Source organism: Roseibium sp., from assembly GCF_965229775.1.
Lineage (GTDB): Bacteria > Pseudomonadota > Alphaproteobacteria > Rhizobiales > Stappiaceae > Roseibium.
Genome location: NZ_OZ245929.1, coordinates 597,731 through 615,571, shown reverse-complemented (window position 1 = coordinate 615,571; position 17,841 = coordinate 597,731). Strand labels below are relative to the sequence as shown.

At 61.6% G+C, this 17,841-nt stretch carries 18 protein-coding genes; 5 read left to right on the top strand and 13 right to left on the bottom strand.

Features of this window, described 5'->3' with window-relative positions:
* Positions 1–18: 18 nt before the first annotated feature.
* Positions 19–939: a sugar ABC transporter substrate-binding protein gene (locus ACO07N_RS02640; RefSeq protein WP_421979539.1), complete on the bottom strand. Its 921-nt coding sequence runs from the start codon at positions 937–939 to the stop codon at positions 19–21.
* 172 nt (positions 940–1,111) lie between these two features.
* On the opposite strand from ACO07N_RS02640, the gene ACO07N_RS02635 reads away from it, so the two are divergent.
* Positions 1,112–2,119, top strand: a complete 1,008-nt coding sequence (locus ACO07N_RS02635; RefSeq protein ID WP_421979538.1) for a LacI family DNA-binding transcriptional regulator — start codon at positions 1,112–1,114, stop codon at positions 2,117–2,119.
* Positions 2,120–2,138: 19 nt separating this feature from the next.
* Here ACO07N_RS02635 and ACO07N_RS02630 read toward each other — a convergent pair whose 3' ends face one another.
* Genes ACO07N_RS02630 through ACO07N_RS02620 form a run of 3 tightly spaced genes read right to left on the bottom strand, consistent with a single transcriptional unit; the run spans position 2,139 to position 5,350 of the window.
* On the bottom strand, positions 2,139–3,278 hold the full coding sequence (locus ACO07N_RS02630) for a Gfo/Idh/MocA family protein (RefSeq protein WP_421979537.1): 1,140 nt from the start codon (positions 3,276–3,278) through the stop codon (positions 2,139–2,141).
* The gene (locus tag ACO07N_RS02625; RefSeq protein WP_421979536.1) at positions 3,275–4,177 is read right to left on the bottom strand and encodes a TIM barrel protein; all 903 of its coding nucleotides are present in this window, start codon (positions 4,175–4,177) and stop codon (positions 3,275–3,277) included. Before ACO07N_RS02625 ends, ACO07N_RS02630 begins: the two co-directional genes overlap by 4 nt.
* Positions 4,178–4,213: 36 nt before the next feature.
* A complete protein-coding gene (locus tag ACO07N_RS02620; RefSeq protein WP_421979535.1) occupies positions 4,214–5,350 on the bottom strand; it encodes a Gfo/Idh/MocA family protein in 1,137 nt (378 codons plus the stop codon).
* 103 nt (positions 5,351–5,453) lie between these two features.
* Between ACO07N_RS02620 and iolD the strand changes: the two genes are divergently transcribed.
* The 4 genes from iolD to ACO07N_RS02600 are packed head-to-tail and all read left to right on the top strand — an operon-like array spanning position 5,454 to position 9,996.
* A complete protein-coding gene (gene iolD / locus ACO07N_RS02615; protein WP_421979534.1) occupies positions 5,454–7,334 on the top strand; it encodes a 3D-(3,5/4)-trihydroxycyclohexane-1,2-dione acylhydrolase (decyclizing) in 1,881 nt (626 codons plus the stop codon).
* 2 nt (positions 7,335–7,336) lie between these two features.
* Positions 7,337–8,311, top strand: coding sequence for a 5-dehydro-2-deoxygluconokinase (iolC, locus tag ACO07N_RS02610; RefSeq protein ID WP_421979533.1), 975 nt, complete (start codon positions 7,337–7,339; stop codon positions 8,309–8,311).
* Between the two features lie 12 nt (positions 8,312–8,323).
* Complete coding sequence (locus ACO07N_RS02605) at positions 8,324–9,166, top strand: 5-deoxy-glucuronate isomerase (protein WP_421979532.1); 843 nt, start codon at positions 8,324–8,326, stop codon at positions 9,164–9,166.
* Positions 9,163–9,996 (top strand): class II fructose-bisphosphate aldolase, encoded by an 834-nt coding sequence (locus tag ACO07N_RS02600; RefSeq protein WP_421979531.1) that lies wholly within the window; start codon positions 9,163–9,165, stop codon positions 9,994–9,996. The genes ACO07N_RS02605 and ACO07N_RS02600 overlap by 4 nt, the downstream gene beginning before the upstream one ends.
* Here ACO07N_RS02600 and ACO07N_RS02595 read toward each other — a convergent pair.
* The 9 genes from ACO07N_RS02595 to ACO07N_RS02555 form a co-directional block, all read right to left on the bottom strand.
* Positions 9,986–10,243, bottom strand: coding sequence for a hypothetical protein (locus ACO07N_RS02595; protein ID WP_421979530.1), 258 nt, complete (start codon positions 10,241–10,243; stop codon positions 9,986–9,988). The genes ACO07N_RS02600 and ACO07N_RS02595 overlap by 11 nt on opposite strands.
* Before the next feature lie 33 nt (positions 10,244–10,276).
* On the bottom strand, positions 10,277–10,672 hold the full coding sequence (locus ACO07N_RS02590; protein ID WP_421979529.1) for a RidA family protein: 396 nt from the start codon (positions 10,670–10,672) through the stop codon (positions 10,277–10,279).
* A 24-nt stretch (positions 10,673–10,696) separates the two neighbouring features.
* The gene (locus ACO07N_RS02585) at positions 10,697–11,383 is read right to left on the bottom strand and encodes an ABC transporter ATP-binding protein (RefSeq protein ID WP_421979528.1); all 687 of its coding nucleotides are present in this window, start codon (positions 11,381–11,383) and stop codon (positions 10,697–10,699) included.
* A complete protein-coding gene (locus ACO07N_RS02580; RefSeq protein WP_421979527.1) occupies positions 11,380–12,129 on the bottom strand; it encodes an ABC transporter ATP-binding protein in 750 nt (249 codons plus the stop codon). The genes ACO07N_RS02585 and ACO07N_RS02580 overlap by 4 nt, the downstream gene beginning before the upstream one ends.
* Complete coding sequence (locus ACO07N_RS02575; RefSeq protein ID WP_421979526.1) at positions 12,122–13,105, bottom strand: branched-chain amino acid ABC transporter permease; 984 nt, start codon at positions 13,103–13,105, stop codon at positions 12,122–12,124. The genes ACO07N_RS02580 and ACO07N_RS02575 overlap by 8 nt, the downstream gene beginning before the upstream one ends.
* Positions 13,102–14,022 (bottom strand): branched-chain amino acid ABC transporter permease, encoded by a 921-nt coding sequence (locus ACO07N_RS02570; protein WP_421979525.1) that lies wholly within the window; start codon positions 14,020–14,022, stop codon positions 13,102–13,104. Before ACO07N_RS02570 ends, ACO07N_RS02575 begins: the two co-directional genes overlap by 4 nt.
* 59 nt (positions 14,023–14,081) lie before the next feature.
* Positions 14,082–15,218, bottom strand: a complete 1,137-nt coding sequence (locus tag ACO07N_RS02565) for an ABC transporter substrate-binding protein (RefSeq protein ID WP_421979524.1) — start codon at positions 15,216–15,218, stop codon at positions 14,082–14,084.
* A gap of 404 nt (positions 15,219–15,622) precedes the next feature.
* Positions 15,623–17,251 carry an AMP-binding protein gene (locus ACO07N_RS02560; RefSeq protein ID WP_421979523.1) on the bottom strand — a complete coding sequence of 543 codons (1,629 nt, stop codon included), beginning with the start codon at positions 17,249–17,251 and terminating at the stop codon, positions 15,623–15,625.
* A 110-nt stretch (positions 17,252–17,361) separates the two neighbouring features.
* Entirely contained in the window at positions 17,362–17,814 is a 453-nt protein-coding gene (locus ACO07N_RS02555) for a cupin domain-containing protein (RefSeq protein ID WP_421984369.1), read from the bottom strand.
* Positions 17,815–17,841 lie beyond the last annotated feature (27 nt).

Genomic DNA, 17,841 nt, shown 5'->3' with positions numbered 1-17,841 from the left:
TTGCCCAGCGGCACGCGCTTAGCGGATGCCCTTGGCGGACAGATCGATCACCTGGGCCGCCTTGTCCTTGGTGACGAGGTTCGGACCGGAGGGAACGTTGCCGCCCGGCATCAGGCCGTAGGCCGCATTGTTGGCCAGGAACACGACCGGGAGATAGCCCTGCAGGAACTGCTGCTGGTCGATCGCGAAGGCGGCATCGCCGTCAACGATGGACTGCAGGAAGTTCGCGGACAGGTCGAAGGACGCCACGTTGAGGTCCCGGCCGGAGGCCTTGGCAGCGGCAACGGTCGGCTCACCGGCGGTGCTGGCACCCAGCGCCATGACCGTGTCGACGTCCTCATCGGACGACAGGGCCGCGGCCACCTTGGCTTCGATCTCGGCCGGATCGTTGGAGGTCGGCAGAACCGTCACCTCACCGCCGAAGCCCTTGGTGAAGCCTTCGCAGCGCAGGTCAAGCGCGACGTTGCCCACTTCGTGGTTCACGCACACGGCCTTCTTGCCGCCCATCTCGGCCAGCTTCTTGCCGGCCGCCTCGCCCGCGTCATACTCGGACTGGCCGACGTGAAGCGTCACGCCGAGACCCGGGGCAACATCGGAGCCGGAGTTCATCGAGATCACCGGAATGCCGGCCTCGACCGCACGCTGGATCGACGGCCCGAGCGCATCCCCATCGGGAATGGACACGACAAGCCCGTCAGGCTCCTGGTTCACGGCCGCATCGATCAGCTGGCTCATGGCCACCATGTCAAACGTCTCCGGAGCCCGGTAGTCCACATTCGCACCCGTGTGCTCGGCCGCAAGCGAAACACCGTTCTTCACAACAGACCAGAACGCATCATTCGCCTGACCATGCGACACAACAATGATGTCCGTCGCAAATGCGGGCGAAGACACGGCAAGGGCACCTGCCACGAGGACACTTTTCACGATATTCTTCATGTATTTCCTCCCAAGTTCACGGCTCGACGCCTCACTTTGTGCAAAGTGAGACGTGCCTGACCTCAAACAATCACAATCTCAAAAACTTTGCAACCGGTTGCAAAAAAATTGACGCGTCAGGACATTCGTGTAGGTTCGATGCCCAGATGAACGATCTGGTTGGACAAAGGGCTTGGCGGTAACACTCAAGGAAGTCGCGGAACTGGCGGGCGTTTCCCGTTCAGCTGTGTCCCGGACGTTTACGGACGGCGCCAGCGTGTCGGCACGAACACGGGAAAAGGTGGAGAAGGCGGCCAAGACACTCGGTTACAAACCGTCCCTGATTGCCCGCAGCCTTGCGACCAACAGAACCAAACTGATCGGTCTTGTCGCGAACAATTTCCAGAACCCCGCGTTTCTCGATGTGTTCGACCTGTTTACCAGCGAATTGCAGAAACGCGAGCTTCGGCCGCTCCTCGTCAATCTGTCCGCGGAGACCTCTCCGAAGAAGGTTGTCGAACTGCTGCGTCAATACAGCGTCGACGGTGTCATCGTGGCAACGTCTACCTTGCCGACGAGCTTCGCGATTGCCTTCCAGATGGCCGGTATTCCCGTCATCCATACCTTCGGCAAGTTCCAGGCGAACGCCAATGTCCATGTCGTGGGCATCGACAACGACTATTGCGGCGCCATGGCGGCGCGGACGTTTTCAGAGCGCGGGTATCGAACCGTCGCCCTGCTCGGCGGGCCTGAGACGGCAACGTCGACGCAGGACCGGGCCGCCGGGTTTCAACGCACGGCGGGTGAACTCGGGCTGAAGGTCGCCAAGGTCTGCTTTGCGGAAAACTACACCTACAAGGCGGGCCGCGACGCGATGCGGAACGTTCTTGAAAACCCGGACATCGAGGCTGTTTTCTGCGGCGACGATCTCATCTGCATGGGCGCCATGGATGCCGCCCGCGATGCAGGCAAGTCCATCCCGGACGATATCGGTTTCCTTGGGTTCAACGATATCGGCATGGCCGGCTGGGACGCCTACGCGCTTACCACGATCAGACAGCCCATCCGCGACATCATCATGAGCTCGGTCGAACTGGTCGTCGGCATGGTGGAAAATCCGGACCGGAGCCCGGAAATCCGCCTGTTTCCCTGCTCTGTCGTCGAGCGCGGCTCGCTGCGTCCCATTCCTGAAACCGGCTAGCCGCGCCTCGAACAGACCTTCAGAGCCCGACCCAGGCTCCCCTGGATCTGGCTGACTGCGCTGCGGCTTCGATCGCGCGCATCGACCACAATCCGTCCATTGCCGAAGGGAAGTCCATTGCAAGCGGATCGGGCTCCTCGCCGCGTTGTTCCGCGCGCAGCACATCGGCGAGATCGTGATAGATATTGGCGAATGCCACCGGCATGCCCTCCGCATGCCCGATCGGAATCCTTGAGGCGCGGACGGCCTGGGGCGACAGGGAGGCATCTCCGCGTTCCAGAACCTGTGTCCGTCCGTTGAGCGGGGTCCAGTGCAACTGCTCTGGATGTTGCTGTTGCCAGGAAAGACCGCCCTTCTCGCCAAACACCTGAAGGGTCAGGCCGTGCATGCGGCCGACCGCAATGGCGCTTGTCCAGAGCCGGCAGAGGGCGCCTTCAGACAAACGGATGTTGATCATGGCGTCGTCTTCCAGCTGTCTGTCGCCGACCATGGAGGCAAAGTCCGCCGACAGTTCGGCCGGCGTCTGTCCGGAGACGAAGCAGGCCATGTGGAAAGCATGAATGCCGGCGTCGGCGAACACGGCCGACGTCCCGGCCTGCTCGGGATCGTAACGCCAGCGGATCCTCGGATTGTCGGCTTCGTCCGCATCCGCATGAAAGCCGTGGGCGAATTCCGCCTTGATGAGACGAATGTCTCCAAGCTCGCCAGCGGCAATCATCGCCTTCATCTGGCGCACCAGCGGATAGCCGCTATAGCCGTAATTGACCGCGCAGATCCTGCCGGTCTCTTTCGAAACCGCAACGATATGTTCCGCCTCTTCGGCCGTCATGGTCAGCGGTTTTTCACACAGGACGTGAAATCCGGCTTCCAGAAAAGCCCGCGAGATTTCGTAGTGCGTGGCATTGGGCGTGGCGACGGTAACCAGATCGAGCCGATCCGGCCGTGTGCGTTCGGCTTCGAGCATTTCCTGCCAGTTGCCGTAGGCACGATCTTCGGCGATGCCCAGCTCCGCGGCAAAGGCCCTGCCGCGTGCCGGATCGATGTCCAGAGCGCCGGCCGTCAGGTGAAAATGGCCGTCGAGGGCCGCGCTGATGCGGTGTGCCGGGCCGATCTGGGAGCCCTGGCCGCCACCGATCATACCCCATCTGAGTTTGCTCATGCTGCGACCTCAAATCCTATGGAATGCAGAAATGACCGGTTTTCGCGGGCATCGTCCAGCGGAGACTGCGCCTTTTCCGGGTCGCAGTCCTGCTCCACCGTGCACCAGCCCTCGAACCCGGCTGCCTCCAGCTTGGCCTTGACGGCCGGAAAATCGACCGACCCCTTGCCGAGATTGCAGAAGATCCCGTCGCCGCATGCCTCGTAGAAATCCGTGCGGTTGGCGACGGTCCGGGCACGGACTTCAGGGTCTATGTCCTTGAAATGCATATAGGAAATCCGCTCCATGTGGCGATCCATGAAGGCCAGCGGATCGAAGTCGGCATAGAGGCTGTGGCCGGTGTCGAGGCAGATCTTCAAGAGGCTCTCATCGATTTCGTTCAGCAGGCGCTCGACCTCGTCCTCGAAGTCCATGAAGCCGCCGGCATGCGGGTGGATGGCCGTGATCAGGCCGTATTCCTCCGTACCCATCCTGGCGATGTCCCGGATCTTGGCGCAGTAGCCGGTCCATTCGGAGGCGGACATCTGCTCGGCCTCGGCCGGACGGCCCGCGGTCGGTGCGCGGCGCGGCGAAATGCTGTCGATCAGGACCAGGTGCCTGGCGCCATGGGCTTTCAGCGCTTCGCAGGTGCGGACAGATCCGTCCTTCACATCGTCCCACGCGGCGGGGTCGTGGAACGGACGGAAAACCACGCCGCCGATCAGTTCCAGATCCCGCTCGGCGAGCGCGTCTCCCAGCTCGGCAGGATCTTCGGGCATGAAGCCGACCGGGCCGAGTTCGATGCCCTTGTAGCCGGCGTCCCGGCACTGATCCAGCACCGTCAGCCAGGACGGATTGCGTGGATCGTCTGCGAATTCAACACCCCAGGAACAGGGCGCGTTTCCGATCTTGATTGTCATGTAATGCATCCAGAATAGACAGCCTGGCATTGGAGCCTAGACGTCGTCGAGTTTGATCCAGCTTTTGGATTCGTGCGATTGCCAGGCTGCTTCCACGACCTGGTTTACATAAAGGCCGTCCTCGAAGGCGGGCCAGATGTTTTGTCCTGTTTCTATGGCCGTCAGAAAGTCCTTGGCCTCGATGATGATCTGGTCCTGATAGCCGGTTCCGTGTCCCGCTCCCAGGCAGAAATTGACATAGTCGGGATGATGCGGACCGGTCAGGATCTTGCGGAACCCTTCCCGCGACGGGTTCTGGCCGCCTTCATAGAGCCAGAGCGCATTCTGATCTTCCTGGTCAAAGCGGATTGCGCCTCTCGTCCCGAAGATCTCGTAGGCATAGCCCATCTTCCGTCCCCAGGCGGTGCGGCTGATGTAAAGCGAGCCAAGCGCTCCGGAAGCGAAGCGGCACATGAGCTGCGCCTGATCATCGTTGGTAACCGGCACCATGCCACTTTCAGAGGGGCGCTCCTTGACGACAGTGTCGATCTCGGCGAGCACACGATCAATCGGACCTGCGAGGGCCTGGGAGCCGTTGATGATGTGGGGCGCGAGATCGCCCATGTTGCCGTTGGCGCGGCCCTGCGCGCGCCAGGTTCCCGGGAGATCCGGATCGGCGAAGAAGTCTTCCGTGTGTTCGCCGCGAAGATAGGTGACGTCGCCGATCTCGCCGGCTTCGATGATCTCGCGCGCAAGCTGGGAAGCCGGCGTTCTGATGTAGTTGAAGCCGACCATGTTGACGCAGCCGGACACCCTGGCGGCCGCCGTCATGTCGCGGCTCTGCTGCAGGTTCTCGCCGAGCGGCTTTTCGCAGAAGACCGGCTTGCCGAGTTCGAACGCGGCCGTTGCGATTTCCAGGTGGGTTTTCTGCGGGGAGGCGATCACGATCGCCTCGACCTTCGGGTCGCGCACCAGCGCGCGCCAGTCCGAGGTCGACCGTTTGAACCCGAGTTCGCGCGCCTTCCTTGCAGCGCCGTCCGGCGTGGTCGTGCAGACCATTTCCAGGACGGGGCGCAGCCGCGTGTCGAACACGGCGCCGACGGCATGCATGGCAACGGCATGGGCTTTTCCCATGTAACCGCCCCCGATGATGCCGATGCCAATCTCGCGCGTTTCCATTCGTTTTTGATCCATTTTTGCAACCGCTTGCAAAACAGCTAAACACCCATTAGCTTTCACAGTCAAGAGCCCCTCGGGGCGCAGACAAAAAATCCGTTTCGGGAGGTTAAAGAGGCCTATGGTCCAGAAAACGGTGCGCCTGACAATGGCGCAGGCTCTTGTTCGCTACCTGGCAGCCCAATACGTCGAAATCGACGGGCAACGGCAGCGTTTCTGTGCAGGGGGATTCGGCATTTTCGGGCACGGCAACGTGACCTGCCTCGGCGAAGCGCTTTACGAACACAGGGAAGAGCTGCCGCTGTGGCGCGGCCAGAACGAGCAGTCCATGGCGATGGCTGCGGTCGGCTATGCCAAGCAGCAGCTGCGCCGCCGGTTCATGTTCGCAACCTCCTCGGCCGGACCTGGAACCACCAACCTTTTGACCTCCGCCGGGATCGCGCATACCAATCGCCTGCCGCTCTTGATGCTGGCCGGCGACGCGTTTGTCACACGCCTGCCGGACCCCGTGCTGCAGCAGGTGGAGCATCCGTCCAATCCGGGCCTTTCGGTCAACGATGCCTTCAAGAGCGTGACCCGTTTCTGGGACCGGATCACGCATCCGGCGCAGTTGCTGCAGTCGCTGCCGGCGGCGATCAACACGCTCATCGATCCGGCGGATTGCGGTCCGGTTTTCCTCGGGCTGCCGCAGGACGTGCAGGGATGGGCATATGACTATCCGGAAAAGTTCTTCGAGGAAAAGACGCACCATCTCAGGCGGCAACTGCCCGACACGCGCGAACTGACTGTGGCAGCGGAGGTGCTCAAGACCGCTGAGCGCCCGCTAATCATCGCCGGTGGCGGCGTGCAATATTCGCTGGCAACCGCCGAGATGCAGAACTTTGCGCGCAAGCACAACATCCCGGTGGTTGAGACCATTGCCGGGCGGGCCAACTTCGTTCATGACGATGCCCTGAACTGCGGCCCGGTCGGGGTCACGGGATCGAATTCCGCCAACAATCTGGCCAAGGAGGCCGACGTCATTCTTGCCGTCGGCACGCGCCTTCAGGATTTCACCACCGGTTCGTGGACGGCGTTCGCGGCAGATGCCCGGATCATAGCGGTCAATGTCGGACGGCATGACGCGGCCAAACACATGTCGCTCCCCGTCGTGGGCGACGCGAAACTGTCGCTTCCGGTCCTCTCCGAGGCGCTCGGTTCCTTTGCGGCGCCTGGCGCATGGGTCGAGCAGGCCGCGAAAGAGCGGGCGGACTGGGCGGCCTATGTCGACGAGAATACCTCGCCGGTAACGAAAGACGGCAGCAACCGTCCGATGTCCTATGCCCAGGTGATCGGCGCGGTCAATGACGTCTGCGATCCGGACGACCGTGTCGTTGCGGCGGCCGGCGGGCTGCCGGCGGAAGTGACCGCCAATTGGCGCACGAAATCCATCGGCAGCGTCGACGTCGAATTCGGCTTTTCCTGCATGGGCTACGAGATTTCCGGAGGCTGGGGTGCACGGCTCGGCCACATGGAGGACCATCCGGACAAGGACACGATCATCTTTGTCGGCGACGGCTCCTACATGCTGCTGAACTCCGATATCTATTCCTCGGTTCTGTCCGGTGCGAAGATGATCGTTGTCGTGTGTGACAATGGCGGCTTCGCGGTGATCAACAAGCTGCAGAACAACACCGGCAACGAATCCTACAACAATCTCATTGCCGACTGCAGACTGGCCGTCGAACCCTTCGCCGTCGACTTCGAGGCACATGCGCGCTCCATGGGGGCGAATGCGGAAACGGTTCATTCGATCAGCGAACTCAAAGAAGCATTCGCACGTGCCAAGCAGTCGGACCGGACCTATGTCATTTCGCTGAAGGTCGATGCTTTCGATGGCTGGACGCAGGAAGGCCATACGTGGTGGGAAGTCGGCACACCCGAAGTCTCCAACAGTGATCGGGTCCGGCAGGCACACGCGGACTGGGAAGCGGGACGCGCGCCGCAGAGAAAAGGCGTCTGACCGTGTCTGCCTACCTGAACTCGAAATCAAGGTTTCTGGTGCTCGGGCGCGCGGGAATGGATTTTTATGCCGATCCGCCGGGCACGGAAGCCGAGCATGCCGCGCAATTCACCACCGCGCTTGGCGGGTCATCAGGCAACATTGCCGCCGGGATCGCGCGGCATTGCCTTTCGGTCGATCTTCTCACTTGCGTGTCCGACGATTCCATCGGCCGGTTCGTGCTGAACCAGCTCGCGCACTACGGTATCGGAACCGATCACGTGCGTGTCCTGGGTGGCGAGTCGCGGACCTCGCTTGCCGTTACAGAAACCCGGATCGAAAACACGCAGAACACGCTTTACCGCAACAATGCCTCCGACCTTCTGATGAGTGTCGATCAGGTGCTTGCGGTCCCGTTCGCCGACTATGAAGCGCTGATCGTGACAGGTACGGCGCTTGCCGGAAATCCGTCGCGGGAGGCGACCTTGCGGGCGATGGAACATGCGCGCAGGGCCGGCGCGCTTGTCGTGATCGATCTGGACTACAGGCCGTATTCCTGGCCGAGCGCGCTGGAGGCCGCCGAGATCTATCGCGCCGCGATCGAAACCGCGGATTTCGTGGTCGGAAACGATGACGAGTTCGCGGTCGTCGCCAACGGCACCCATGCAGACGGTCAGAATCTTGCGCGCGAGCTCGGATCGGGCGACAAGGTGATCATCTACAAACTCGGCGAGCGCGGCTCGGTCGTCTACTCCGCCGAAGGGAGTTTCGAAACGGGCATTTTCCCCGTGGAGGCTCTCAAGCCGATGGGCGCGGGCGATGCCTTCATGGCCTCGCTCATGGCGTCGCTTGCCAACAGGCATTCGCTGCAGGATGCCGTCCTGAGAGGCTCGGCGGCTGCGGCCATGGTGGTGTCGAAATTCGGATGTGCACCTGCCATGCCGACCCCGCCGGAACTCGAAACCTTTCTTTCCAATCACTCAGCCCCACAGTCCTGAGGAGATAATTCCATGCACTTTCCTCCCTATGACAATGAGAACAAGGCCATTATCGATGTCGAGGACAGCCGGGTTCCGCTCAATTATTTCAACATCGTCAAGCTGAGCCGGGGGCAGGCCTTCGAATATGCCGTGCCCGGCTACGAGACCGCGATCGTGCCGGCAACCGGCAGCGTCGATGTGGATGTCGAGGGGGTAGCGTTTGCCGCGCTCGGAAACCGCGGCGAAGACGTCTGGGACGGAGAGCCGGAAGGTGCCTATGTGCCGAGCGGCGCAAAGGCACGCATGGTGTGCGTGAGTGATGAGGCAGAGGTGTTCATCGCCGGTGCGAAATACGACAAGGTGCTCGATCCGTTCGATGTGCGCGCAAGTGATATCGACCTGGTCCAGTACGGATCGGACGACACCAAGACACATCGCAAGATCAAGCATATTCTCGGCACCAAGTATCACGACAAGGTCGGACGCCTGCTCGTGTCGGAACTGTTCACGGTCGGGCAGGGTGGATGGTCCGGCTTCCCGCCGCACAAGCACGACACGGACCGGATCCCGGAAGAGAGCCGGCATGACGAGACCTACAATTTCCGCTTCCGCCCGAAAAAGGGCTTCGGCATGCAGCTCGTTCAGCGTGAGGACGGCGAGGTGGGCGACGCCTACCACATCGTCGACGGCTCGACGATCGTGCTGGACAAGGGCTACCACCCCTGTGTGGTCGCGCCGGGCTACGAGATGTATTATTTCACCATTCTGGGCGGGCTTTCGCAGCGTTCGCTGGTTCAGTTTTTCCAGCCCGATCACGCCTGGCAGATCGAGACCATTCCCGGCATCAAGGACATGATCGCGAAGTTCAAATGACAGCCGCGACACTCGCCGGGGTTCTCGAACCTGCGCTCAGTGACGGCTATGCGCTGGCCGGGCTCGTGGTGCTTGGATGGGAAGATGCGGTCGCCTTCGTCGAAGCCGCCGAAGAGGCCGGGTGTCCGGTCATTCTGCAGGCCGGTCCCGGATGCCGCGCGCATACGCCGGTTCCGGTGATCGGCAAGATGATGCGCCATCTTGCCGACCAGGCGAATGTGCCTGTGGTCTGCCATCTCGATCACGGCTACACCGTGGACGAATGCCGGGCGGGGATCGACCACGGGTTCACCTCCGTGATGTTCGACGGATCCAAGTTGCCGATTTCGGAGAATATCGAACTGACGGCAGGGCTCGTACGCGAAGCCCATGCGGCCGATGTCTCGGTCGAAGGCGAGGTCGGCTATGTGGGGTATGCGCAGGGTGCAGCGTCGGCTTTCACCGATCCGGAGGAAGCGGCACGGTTCGACCGGGAAAGCGGCGCCGATGCGATCGCGGTGTCGGTCGGCAATGTGCATTTGCAGACAGAGAAGACCGACGGGATCGACTTCGATGCCCTGAGGGCGATTGAGGCGGTGACGTCGAAGCCGCTCGTCCTGCACGGCGGCAGCGGGATCCCGCCAGAGGTCCGCCAGCGGCTGGCGCGCGAAACACGGGTGTGCAAGTTCAATCTGGGAACCGAGCTGCGGCAGACCTTCGGCCGGACACTCCGGCAAACGCTTGCAGAGCAGCCCGAGGTGTTCGACCGGCTGGCGATCCTGAAATCGACCATGCCGGCAATGCGCGAGAGTGTTTCCGATATCCTGAAGACGATCACGCTTAAGGGTTAGGGTACGCACTCATAAATGAAGTCAATTTGGTTTGGATCGTTTTGACCAGCTGCGAGGAGCGAAAGCGCAGGAAATGTGGTTCATTTTTAAGCCTTTCGCGACGATGCAGATGGCCGAAACGGCCAAATCCGGAGGACGGCAAAATGGCTTCACCTCGCAGCGTCACCGCGCTTGACCGGGCATAAAGCCCGCTCTGCGCACGTTTTCTAGCGAGATTTTGCCATTTCTGCCGCCAAATCGGCTTCATTTATGGGTCCGTACCCTATGGCTCGGGGACGGTTCAGTCGAGCTGAGCGGTCGCCTCGATCTCGATCAGGGCCTCATCCTCGATCAAACCCGCGACCACCACGACGGACATGGCCGGAAAGTGCCGACCGAAAACGCGCCTGTAGGCCTGGCCGACTTCCTTCTGGCGCGCCAGGTATTCGCGCTTGTCCGTGATGAACCAGGTCAACCGCACAATATCCGTCACCTCGCCGCCGGCCTCGGCAACGATCTCGGCAATGTTCTGGAGCGTCTGTTCCATCTGGCCGATGAAATCATGCGACTCGAACACCTGGTCCCTGTTCCAGCCGATCTGACCGCCGACATGCAACGTCCGGCCCTTGGTCAGCATACCATTTGCGTATCCCTTTGCAGGTGCCCAACCCTCTGGCTGAATGTGTTTCGATGGCATGGCTTCAGACTTTCCTTGGATGTTTCAGACGCCGATATAGGTGGTTGTTATGTCGTCGGTGAGTTCGCTGATCGTGCCGGCCCAGACGGACTTGCCCCGTTCCAGGATGGTGGCGCTGTCGCAGACCTCGCGGAGCTCGCGGATCGACTTGTCGATGACGAGGATCGACAAACCGGTTTCCGCCTTCAGCTTGCGGATCACGGACCAGATTTCCTGACGGATGATCGGGGCCAGGCCCTCCGTAGCCTCGTCAAGTATCAAAAGGCGCGGATTGGTCATCAGCGCCCGGCCGATCGCAAGCATCTGCTGTTCACCGCCCGACAGCGAGGACGCATTCTGATTGCGCCTTTCGCCGAGCCTCGGGAACATCTCCACGACGCGCTCGAAGGTCCAGTCGCCCGGCCGGGCCGCGGCGATCAGGTTTTCATGAACCGTCAGATTGCCGAAACAGCGGCGTCCTTCGGGAACAAGACCGAGACCCAGGCGCGCCGCGCGATGGCTCGGCAGCCGTGTCAGATCCGTGCCGTTGAAGGTGAGCGTGCCGCTTGAGGCAAGCATGCGGCAGATGCACTTCACCGTGGTGCTCTTGCCCATGCCGTTCCGCCCGAGAAGGGCACGGACTTCGCCTTCGCCGATGGTGAGGTCGACGCCGAACAGGGCCTGGCTGGCACCATAGGAGGCCGTGACGTTGGAGGCTGTCAAAAGGCTCATGCGTCTTCTCCGAGATAGGCTTCCCGAACGGCGGCATCCGCGCGGATCTCGTCGACGGTCCCCGTTGCGATGACCTCGCCATAGACGAGAACGCTGATCCTGTCGGCAAGGGCAAAGACCGCATCCATGTCGTGTTCGACCAGCAGGATGGGAGCTTCTGCCCGCAACTCGTCGAGAAAGCCGGTCAGGCGCTTGGAGCCTTCCGAGCCCATGCCCGCCATCGGCTCGTCCATGACGAAGGCCCGGGGCTGTTTCGTCAGCGCGACGGCGACTTCGAGCTGCCTGCGCTGGCCATGACTGAGTTCGGCGGTTCGGGTGAGGGCATGATCCTGCAGGCCGACGCGGACTAGCGCCTCCTCGGCCCTGGTGCGAAGGTCCTGGTCCTTCAGGACATCGCCGAAGAACCGCCACGGATTTCCGGTTGCGCCAAGTGCGCCGAGAACCGCGTTCTGGAGGACCGTGTCTTCCATGGCCAGCGAGGAAATCTGGAACGTCCGGCCGAGGCCTTTCTGCGCACGTTCCCGCGTTGCCAGCCCGGTGACATCCTCGCCCAGCAGACGAACCGCGCCTGAATCCGGTTTCAGTGTTCCGCAAATCTGACCGATCAGTGTGGTCTTGCCGGCGCCGTTCGGTCCGATAATGGCGTGGATTTCCCCCGCCTTCAGGTCGAGCGAGATGTTGCGGCTTGCGCGCAGGGCGCCGAAGCTCTTGGAGATGTCGCGCGTTTCGAGAACGAGATCAGTCATGAACGGCCTCCTTGCCGGAGGCGAGCCCGATCAGGCCGCCCCGGCCGAAGAGCACGATGAGCAAAAGCAGGATGCCGAGATAGATGTGCCAGTAGTCGCTGAGGCCGCCAAGCCAGTGTTCGAGTGCCACAAAGGCAAGCGCCCCGACGACCGGCCCGTAGAGACGGCCGACACCGCCCAGGATCAGGAAGATCATGATCTCGCCGCTGGTCTGCCAGCTGAACATGGTCGGGCTGACAAAGCGGTTGAGGTCGGCGAACAGGGCACCTGCCAGGCCGGTGATGGCACCTGAAATCACGAAGGCGACGAGCTTCAGCCGGGTCGGATCGAGACCGACCGTTTCGACGCGGACGGGGGCTTGCCGTGCGGCATTGAGCGCGAGCCCGAACGGGGATTTTGACAGTCTCCAGGTGAACAGCAGGACAAGGCACAGGATGACGAAGCAAAGGCCGTAGAACTGGATCGGCGCGAGCGTGTTCAGGCCGGGGAAACCGTTGCGCACATAGATGGACAACCCGTCCTCGCCGCCATATTCCGCCCAGGAGATCGTGAAGAAGAAGAACATCTGCCCGAAGGCCAGCGTGATCATGATGAAGTAGACGCCAGCCGTCCGCAGCGACAGGGCGCCGATAACCAGGGCCGCAAGCGAGGATACGAGAACGGCGACCAGCCAGATGATCGGCATCGACTTCGTGCCGTCGATCAGAAACGGCCATTCGCTCAAGGGCGTGTAGGTCTGGGCGTGGTAGGCGAGAATGCCCATCGCGTAGCCGCCAATGCCGAAGAAAACGGCGTGGCCGAGGCTGACAAGGCCACCGATGCCGAGGGCGATGTTGAGGCCGATCGCCGCGATTGCGAAAATCGCGGCCCGGGTCATCAGCGTGATGGTGAACGGCTCGTCCGCGACCAGCGCCCAGGCCGGAATGAGAACGAAGAGCCCGAGCGTCAGGGCGTTCAGATAGGTTTCCCGGATCATGCGCGCGCTCCGAACAGGCCTGCGGGGCGCAGGATCAGGACCGCCGCCATGAGAATGTAGATCGCCATGGAGGCAAGCGACGATCCGACCGATGTCGCGGTTGACGGATCGAGGAAGAGTTTCAGCGCTTCGGGCAGAAAGATGCCGCCGAGCGTATCGGTCAGCCCGACAAGGATTGCCCCGACAAGTGCTCCCTTGATCGAGCCGATGCCGCCGATGACGATGACGACGAAGGCCAGAATGAGCACGGGCTCGCCCATGCCGACCTGAACCGACTGGATGGCGCCGACCAGGGCTCCGGCGAGACCTGCCAGCGCCGCGCCGAGCGCGAAGACGATGGTGTAGAGCTTGGCAATGTCGATACCGAGCGCGGCGATCATTTCCCGGTCGTTTTCACCGGCCCGGATCTGGATGCCGAGGCGTGTCCGCGAAATGAGCATGTAAAGACCGAGGGCAACGAGCAGGCCGATGACGATCAGGGTCAGCCTGTAGAGCGGATATTCAATTCCGCCCGGCAGCGTCACGGGGCCGGAGAGAAAATCCGGCACATCGAGGAACAGGGGGAACGATCCGAAGATCCATCTCGTGCCTTCGGAGAAGATCAGGATCAGGGCGAAGGTTGCCAGCACCTGGTCGAGATGGTCCTTGTCGTACAGTCTGCGAATGACGACAAGCTCCACCAGCGCGCCGGCGGCGGCGGCGCCTGCCAGTGCGGCGACAAGACCCAGCAGAAACGACCCGGTCGCGGCGGCAACGGCAGCGGCGCAGAATGCTCCGATCATGTAGAGCGAGCCATGCGTAAGGTTGATCAGCCCCATGACGCCGAAGATCAGCGTCAGGCCTGCAGCCATCAAAAAGAGCATGATGCCGAATTGCAGGCCGTTCAGAACCTGCTCTATGAGCAACAGAAATGACATGAAAATTCAGCCCCCATACCGTCCCGGCGCACGGCCGGGACGGCACTGTTGGAGATCACTTACATGCTGCAATCGCCGGCATAGGCGTCGGCATGATCGGTGAGGGCGGCTGCAAGGATCTTGTTGGTGAAGACGTCACCTTCCTTGATCACCTCGCGGACATAGATGTCCTGGACCGGGTGGTGGTTCGGACCGAACTTGAAGTCACCGCGCGTTGAATCGAAGTCGGCTTCCTTCAGGGCCGCACGGAAGGCATCGGCATCCTTGACGTCAGCCTTGGCCATCGCAGAGAGCAGGAGGTTTGCCGTGTCGAACCCTTGTGACGCATAGAGGGACGGGAGGCGGCCATACTCGGCCTGGAACGCTTCGACGAACGCCTTGTTGGTCGGGTTGTCGATGTCCTTGTTCCACTGGCTGGTGTTCTTCACGCCAAGCGCCGCGTCACCAACGGCCTGCAAGATGCCCTGGTCGAACGAGAACGCCGGGCCGACAACCGGCAGGTCAATGCCGCTGTCCGCGTATTGTTTCAAGAACGAAATGCCCATGCCGCCGGGCAGGAAGAAGAAGACGCTGTCGGCGCCGGAGGCCCGGATCTGCGCCAGCTCTGCCGCGTAATCCGTCTGGCCGAGCTTGGTGTAAAGCTCGCCGGCGAGATCACCGCCGTAGAAGCGCTTGTAACCGGTCAGCGCATCCTTGCCTGCCGGATAGTTGGGCGCGAGGATGAAGCTGTTCTTGTAGCCGGTGTCCTTGGCGTAGGCGCCGGCGGCCTCGTGCAGGTTGTCGTTCTGCCAGGCGACGTTGAAATAGTTCGGATGACATCCCTTGCCCGCGAGCGCCGACGGTCCGGCATTCGGCGACAGGTAGAATTTCCCCTGTGCGGTCACGGACGGGACGACGGCCATGGCAAGGTTCGACCAGATGATGCCCGTAAGCACGTCGACCTTTTCCGACTGAACCATCTTGTCGGCGAGCTGGACGGCAATGTCGGGCTTGCGCTGATCGTCGTCCACGATGACTTCAAGATCCGGATTGCCGGCCTGTTTCACGGCGAGCAGAAAGCCGTCACGGACATCGATTCCAAGACCGGCTCCGCCCCCGGACAGGGTCGTGATCATGCCGACCTTCACCGGCTCGGCCTGAGCCCCCGTGATGCCGATGGCGAGCGCGGCGGCTGCCGCCAAAGTTACCATTTTCATTGCTTGCTCCTGTTGGTCTTTCGACTTCTGTTACCCGAGGGTCAGGACCCATTAATTTGATCGAATTGGTAGGGATGAATTTGTTCGGATACGAGGCGCAAAGCTGCAGGAAACCGTCCGGTTTCCAAAGATTTGCAACGACGTTGCCGGGCAAATTCACCCTATCCCTGCGGGACGCAAAAACGGCTTCGATCTGCACCGTCAAACCGCTCAACCGGGCAGGAAGCCCGCTTGTCGCGCTTTTCCTTGCAGCTCATCGCCGTTTGCTGCGCCAATTCTATCAAATTCATGGGTCCTGACCCTAAGTTTCTGGTTTTCTAGCGCTTTTATTTCAAGCGCCGAAGGTTGGGGTGTTGTTGTTTTTGTTTCGTCCGCGCACCCCATTGGCGGATGAACTTTCGCAGCTACGAGTCCTGTCGCAACCGGAAGCGCTGTATCTTTCCCGTCTCCGTTTTCGGCAATGTTTCGGTGAAGACGACCGAGCGCGGGTATTTGTAGGGCGCAATCGTCGCCTTCACATGGTCCTGGAGGGATTTCTTCGTCGCATCGCCGGGCTCAGTGCCCGCGGTCAAAACGACATGGGCTTCGACAACGGAACCGCGCTCTGGATCCGGCACGCCGATGACGGCGCATTCCTGAACCTGCGGGTGTGCCAGCAGTGCAGCCTCCACTTCCGGACCGGCAATGTTGTAGCCGGAGGATATGATCATGTCGTCGTTGCGGGCGGCGAAATGCAGGTGGCCGTCCTCGCTCATGGTGAAGCTGTCGCCGGTGATGTTCCAGCCGTTCTGGACATAGTCACGCTGGCGGTCGTCGGCGAGGTAGCGGCAGCCGGTCGGGCCGCGCACCGCAAGGCGGCCGACATCGCCGGGTGCTACCGGCTCGCCATCCGCGCCGATCACCTTGACCTCATACCCCGTCACAGGTTTGCCCGTGCAGGCGGGCTTGTGATCGTCGAAGCGGTTGGAAACGAAAATGTGCAGCATTTCCGTTGCGCCGATGCCGTCCAGCATCGGCTTGCCGGTTTTTTCCATCCAGGCGTCATAGACGGGGGCAGGGAGTGTTTCGCCCGCGGAAACGGCGGCGCGAAGCGAGGACAAGTCCGCGCCTTCCTCCATGGCCTGAAGCATGACGCGATAGGCCGTCGGCGCGGTGAAGCAGACCGTGGCTTTGTATTTCTGGATGATCTCGATCATGTTGGGCGGCGTTGCGCTTTCCAGCAGCGTTGCCGCTGCGCCGAACCGGAGCGGGAAGACCGCCAGCCCTCCGAGGCCGAAGGTGAAGGCGAGCGGCGGCGAGCCGACGAAGACATCGTCTGGTGTCACGCCGAGCACTTCACTGGCATAGCCATCGGCGATGATCAGCAGGTCGCGGTGGAAATGCATTGTGGCTTTCGGCGTGCCCGTCGAGCCGGAGGTGAAGCCGAGCAGGGCGACGTCGTCACGGCCGGTTTGAACCGCGTCGTAGAGGACGGGTTTTTCCAGGGCGAGCCTGTCGAGCTCCGCATCGTGATTGGAGGTGCCGTCGAAGCCGATCACTTTCTTCAGGTGCCCGGACGTCTTCGCGCAGGCGACAAGCTCGTCCATCAGCCGCGTATCACAAAGTGCGAACTCGACCTCGGCCTTGTCGACGATCTTGGACAGCTCGCCCGACCGCAGCATCGGCATTGTGTTCACAACAACGGCACCGGCCTTGGTCGCGGCCAGCCAGCAGGCGACCATGGCCGGGTTGTTGGCGGAGCGGATCAGGACACGATTGCCGGGCTTCACGCCAAGGTCGGCCGTCAAGGCATGGGCAAGACGATTGGTCCAGTCGGCGAGTTCCTTGTAGGTCCGGCGGCGACCGTTTCCGATCAGAGCGGTGCGGTCTCCAAAGCCTTTTTCCACCATCCTGTCAGTCAGTTCAACGGCGGCGTTCAGGGTCTCGGGATAGTCGAACCCGTCCAGCAGGAAGTCCGGCCACTGGTCTTCAGGGGGAAGGTTGTCGCGTGCGAAGGTGTCCACATGCGCGGAGGACGAGAGTGTACCGGCCATGATCGACATCTTCCCCTTTCGTTAAACGGACAGCAGAGCATTCCGACGTCTGCCTGTTGCAGTCAAGATGCTCTAACGCTTTTGAAAAAATCAGCTATTTGGTTCTTCGGCTACTCATTGGCTTCCGGTGGCAGGAAGTCGACATCGTGCTCCGCCGAGACGCGCACCACCGCTTCCACATCCGTCATCTCGTGCAGTTCGTCGAACAGTTCCTTCAGTTTGCCGGCGGGCGATACCCAGAAGAGCGCACGGCAGGGGCTGTCGGACTTGTTGAAGTATCCATGGGGGACGCCCATCGGCATGCGCACAAGGTCACCGGCCCGCGCCTTGACCCATTCTCCGTCGAGCTTGAGGTCGAGTTCACCTTCCTGCACCAGAATGAATTCGTCCTGGGTCGGGTGAACATGAACCGGAACGAACTGACCCGGTTCGGAATTGGTCTCGAACGCGAATGTCGACTCGCACCAGGCCTTGGGATAGTAGGTCTGTCCCAGAATGTTGAGTGCCACGCCGTCGAAGCCTTCGCCGTTCCGGGTGATGCCGCCGTCAAGTTCCTTGGTCATGCTCATTCCTTCCCTTCTGGTTGGCCG

Coding starts and splice junctions, on each gene's coding strand:
- ACO07N_RS02640 (WP_421979539.1), bottom strand. CDS start 939: ATGAAGAATATCGTGAAAAGTGTCCTCGTGGCAGGTGCCCTTGCCGTG.
- ACO07N_RS02630 (WP_421979537.1), bottom strand. CDS start 3,278: ATGAGCAAACTCAGATGGGGTATGATCGGTGGCGGCCAGGGCTCCCAG.
- ACO07N_RS02625 (WP_421979536.1), bottom strand. CDS start 4,177: ATGACAATCAAGATCGGAAACGCGCCCTGTTCCTGGGGTGTTGAATTC.
- ACO07N_RS02620 (WP_421979535.1), bottom strand. CDS start 5,350: ATGGATCAAAAACGAATGGAAACGCGCGAGATTGGCATCGGCATCATC.
- iolD (WP_421979534.1), top strand. CDS start 5,454: ATGGTCCAGAAAACGGTGCGCCTGACAATGGCGCAGGCTCTTGTTCGC.
- ACO07N_RS02605 (WP_421979532.1), top strand. CDS start 8,324: ATGCACTTTCCTCCCTATGACAATGAGAACAAGGCCATTATCGATGTC.
- ACO07N_RS02600 (WP_421979531.1), top strand. CDS start 9,163: ATGACAGCCGCGACACTCGCCGGGGTTCTCGAACCTGCGCTCAGTGAC.
- ACO07N_RS02595 (WP_421979530.1), bottom strand. CDS start 10,243: ATGAAGCCGATTTGGCGGCAGAAATGGCAAAATCTCGCTAGAAAACGT.
- ACO07N_RS02590 (WP_421979529.1), bottom strand. CDS start 10,672: ATGCCATCGAAACACATTCAGCCAGAGGGTTGGGCACCTGCAAAGGGA.
- ACO07N_RS02585 (WP_421979528.1), bottom strand. CDS start 11,383: ATGAGCCTTTTGACAGCCTCCAACGTCACGGCCTCCTATGGTGCCAGC.
- ACO07N_RS02580 (WP_421979527.1), bottom strand. CDS start 12,129: ATGACTGATCTCGTTCTCGAAACGCGCGACATCTCCAAGAGCTTCGGC.
- ACO07N_RS02575 (WP_421979526.1), bottom strand. CDS start 13,105: ATGATCCGGGAAACCTATCTGAACGCCCTGACGCTCGGGCTCTTCGTT.
- ACO07N_RS02570 (WP_421979525.1), bottom strand. CDS start 14,022: ATGTCATTTCTGTTGCTCATAGAGCAGGTTCTGAACGGCCTGCAATTC.
- ACO07N_RS02565 (WP_421979524.1), bottom strand. CDS start 15,218: ATGAAAATGGTAACTTTGGCGGCAGCCGCCGCGCTCGCCATCGGCATC.
- ACO07N_RS02560 (WP_421979523.1), bottom strand. CDS start 17,251: ATGGCCGGTACACTCTCGTCCTCCGCGCATGTGGACACCTTCGCACGC.
- ACO07N_RS02555 (WP_421984369.1), bottom strand. CDS start 17,814: ATGACCAAGGAACTTGACGGCGGCATCACCCGGAACGGCGAAGGCTTC.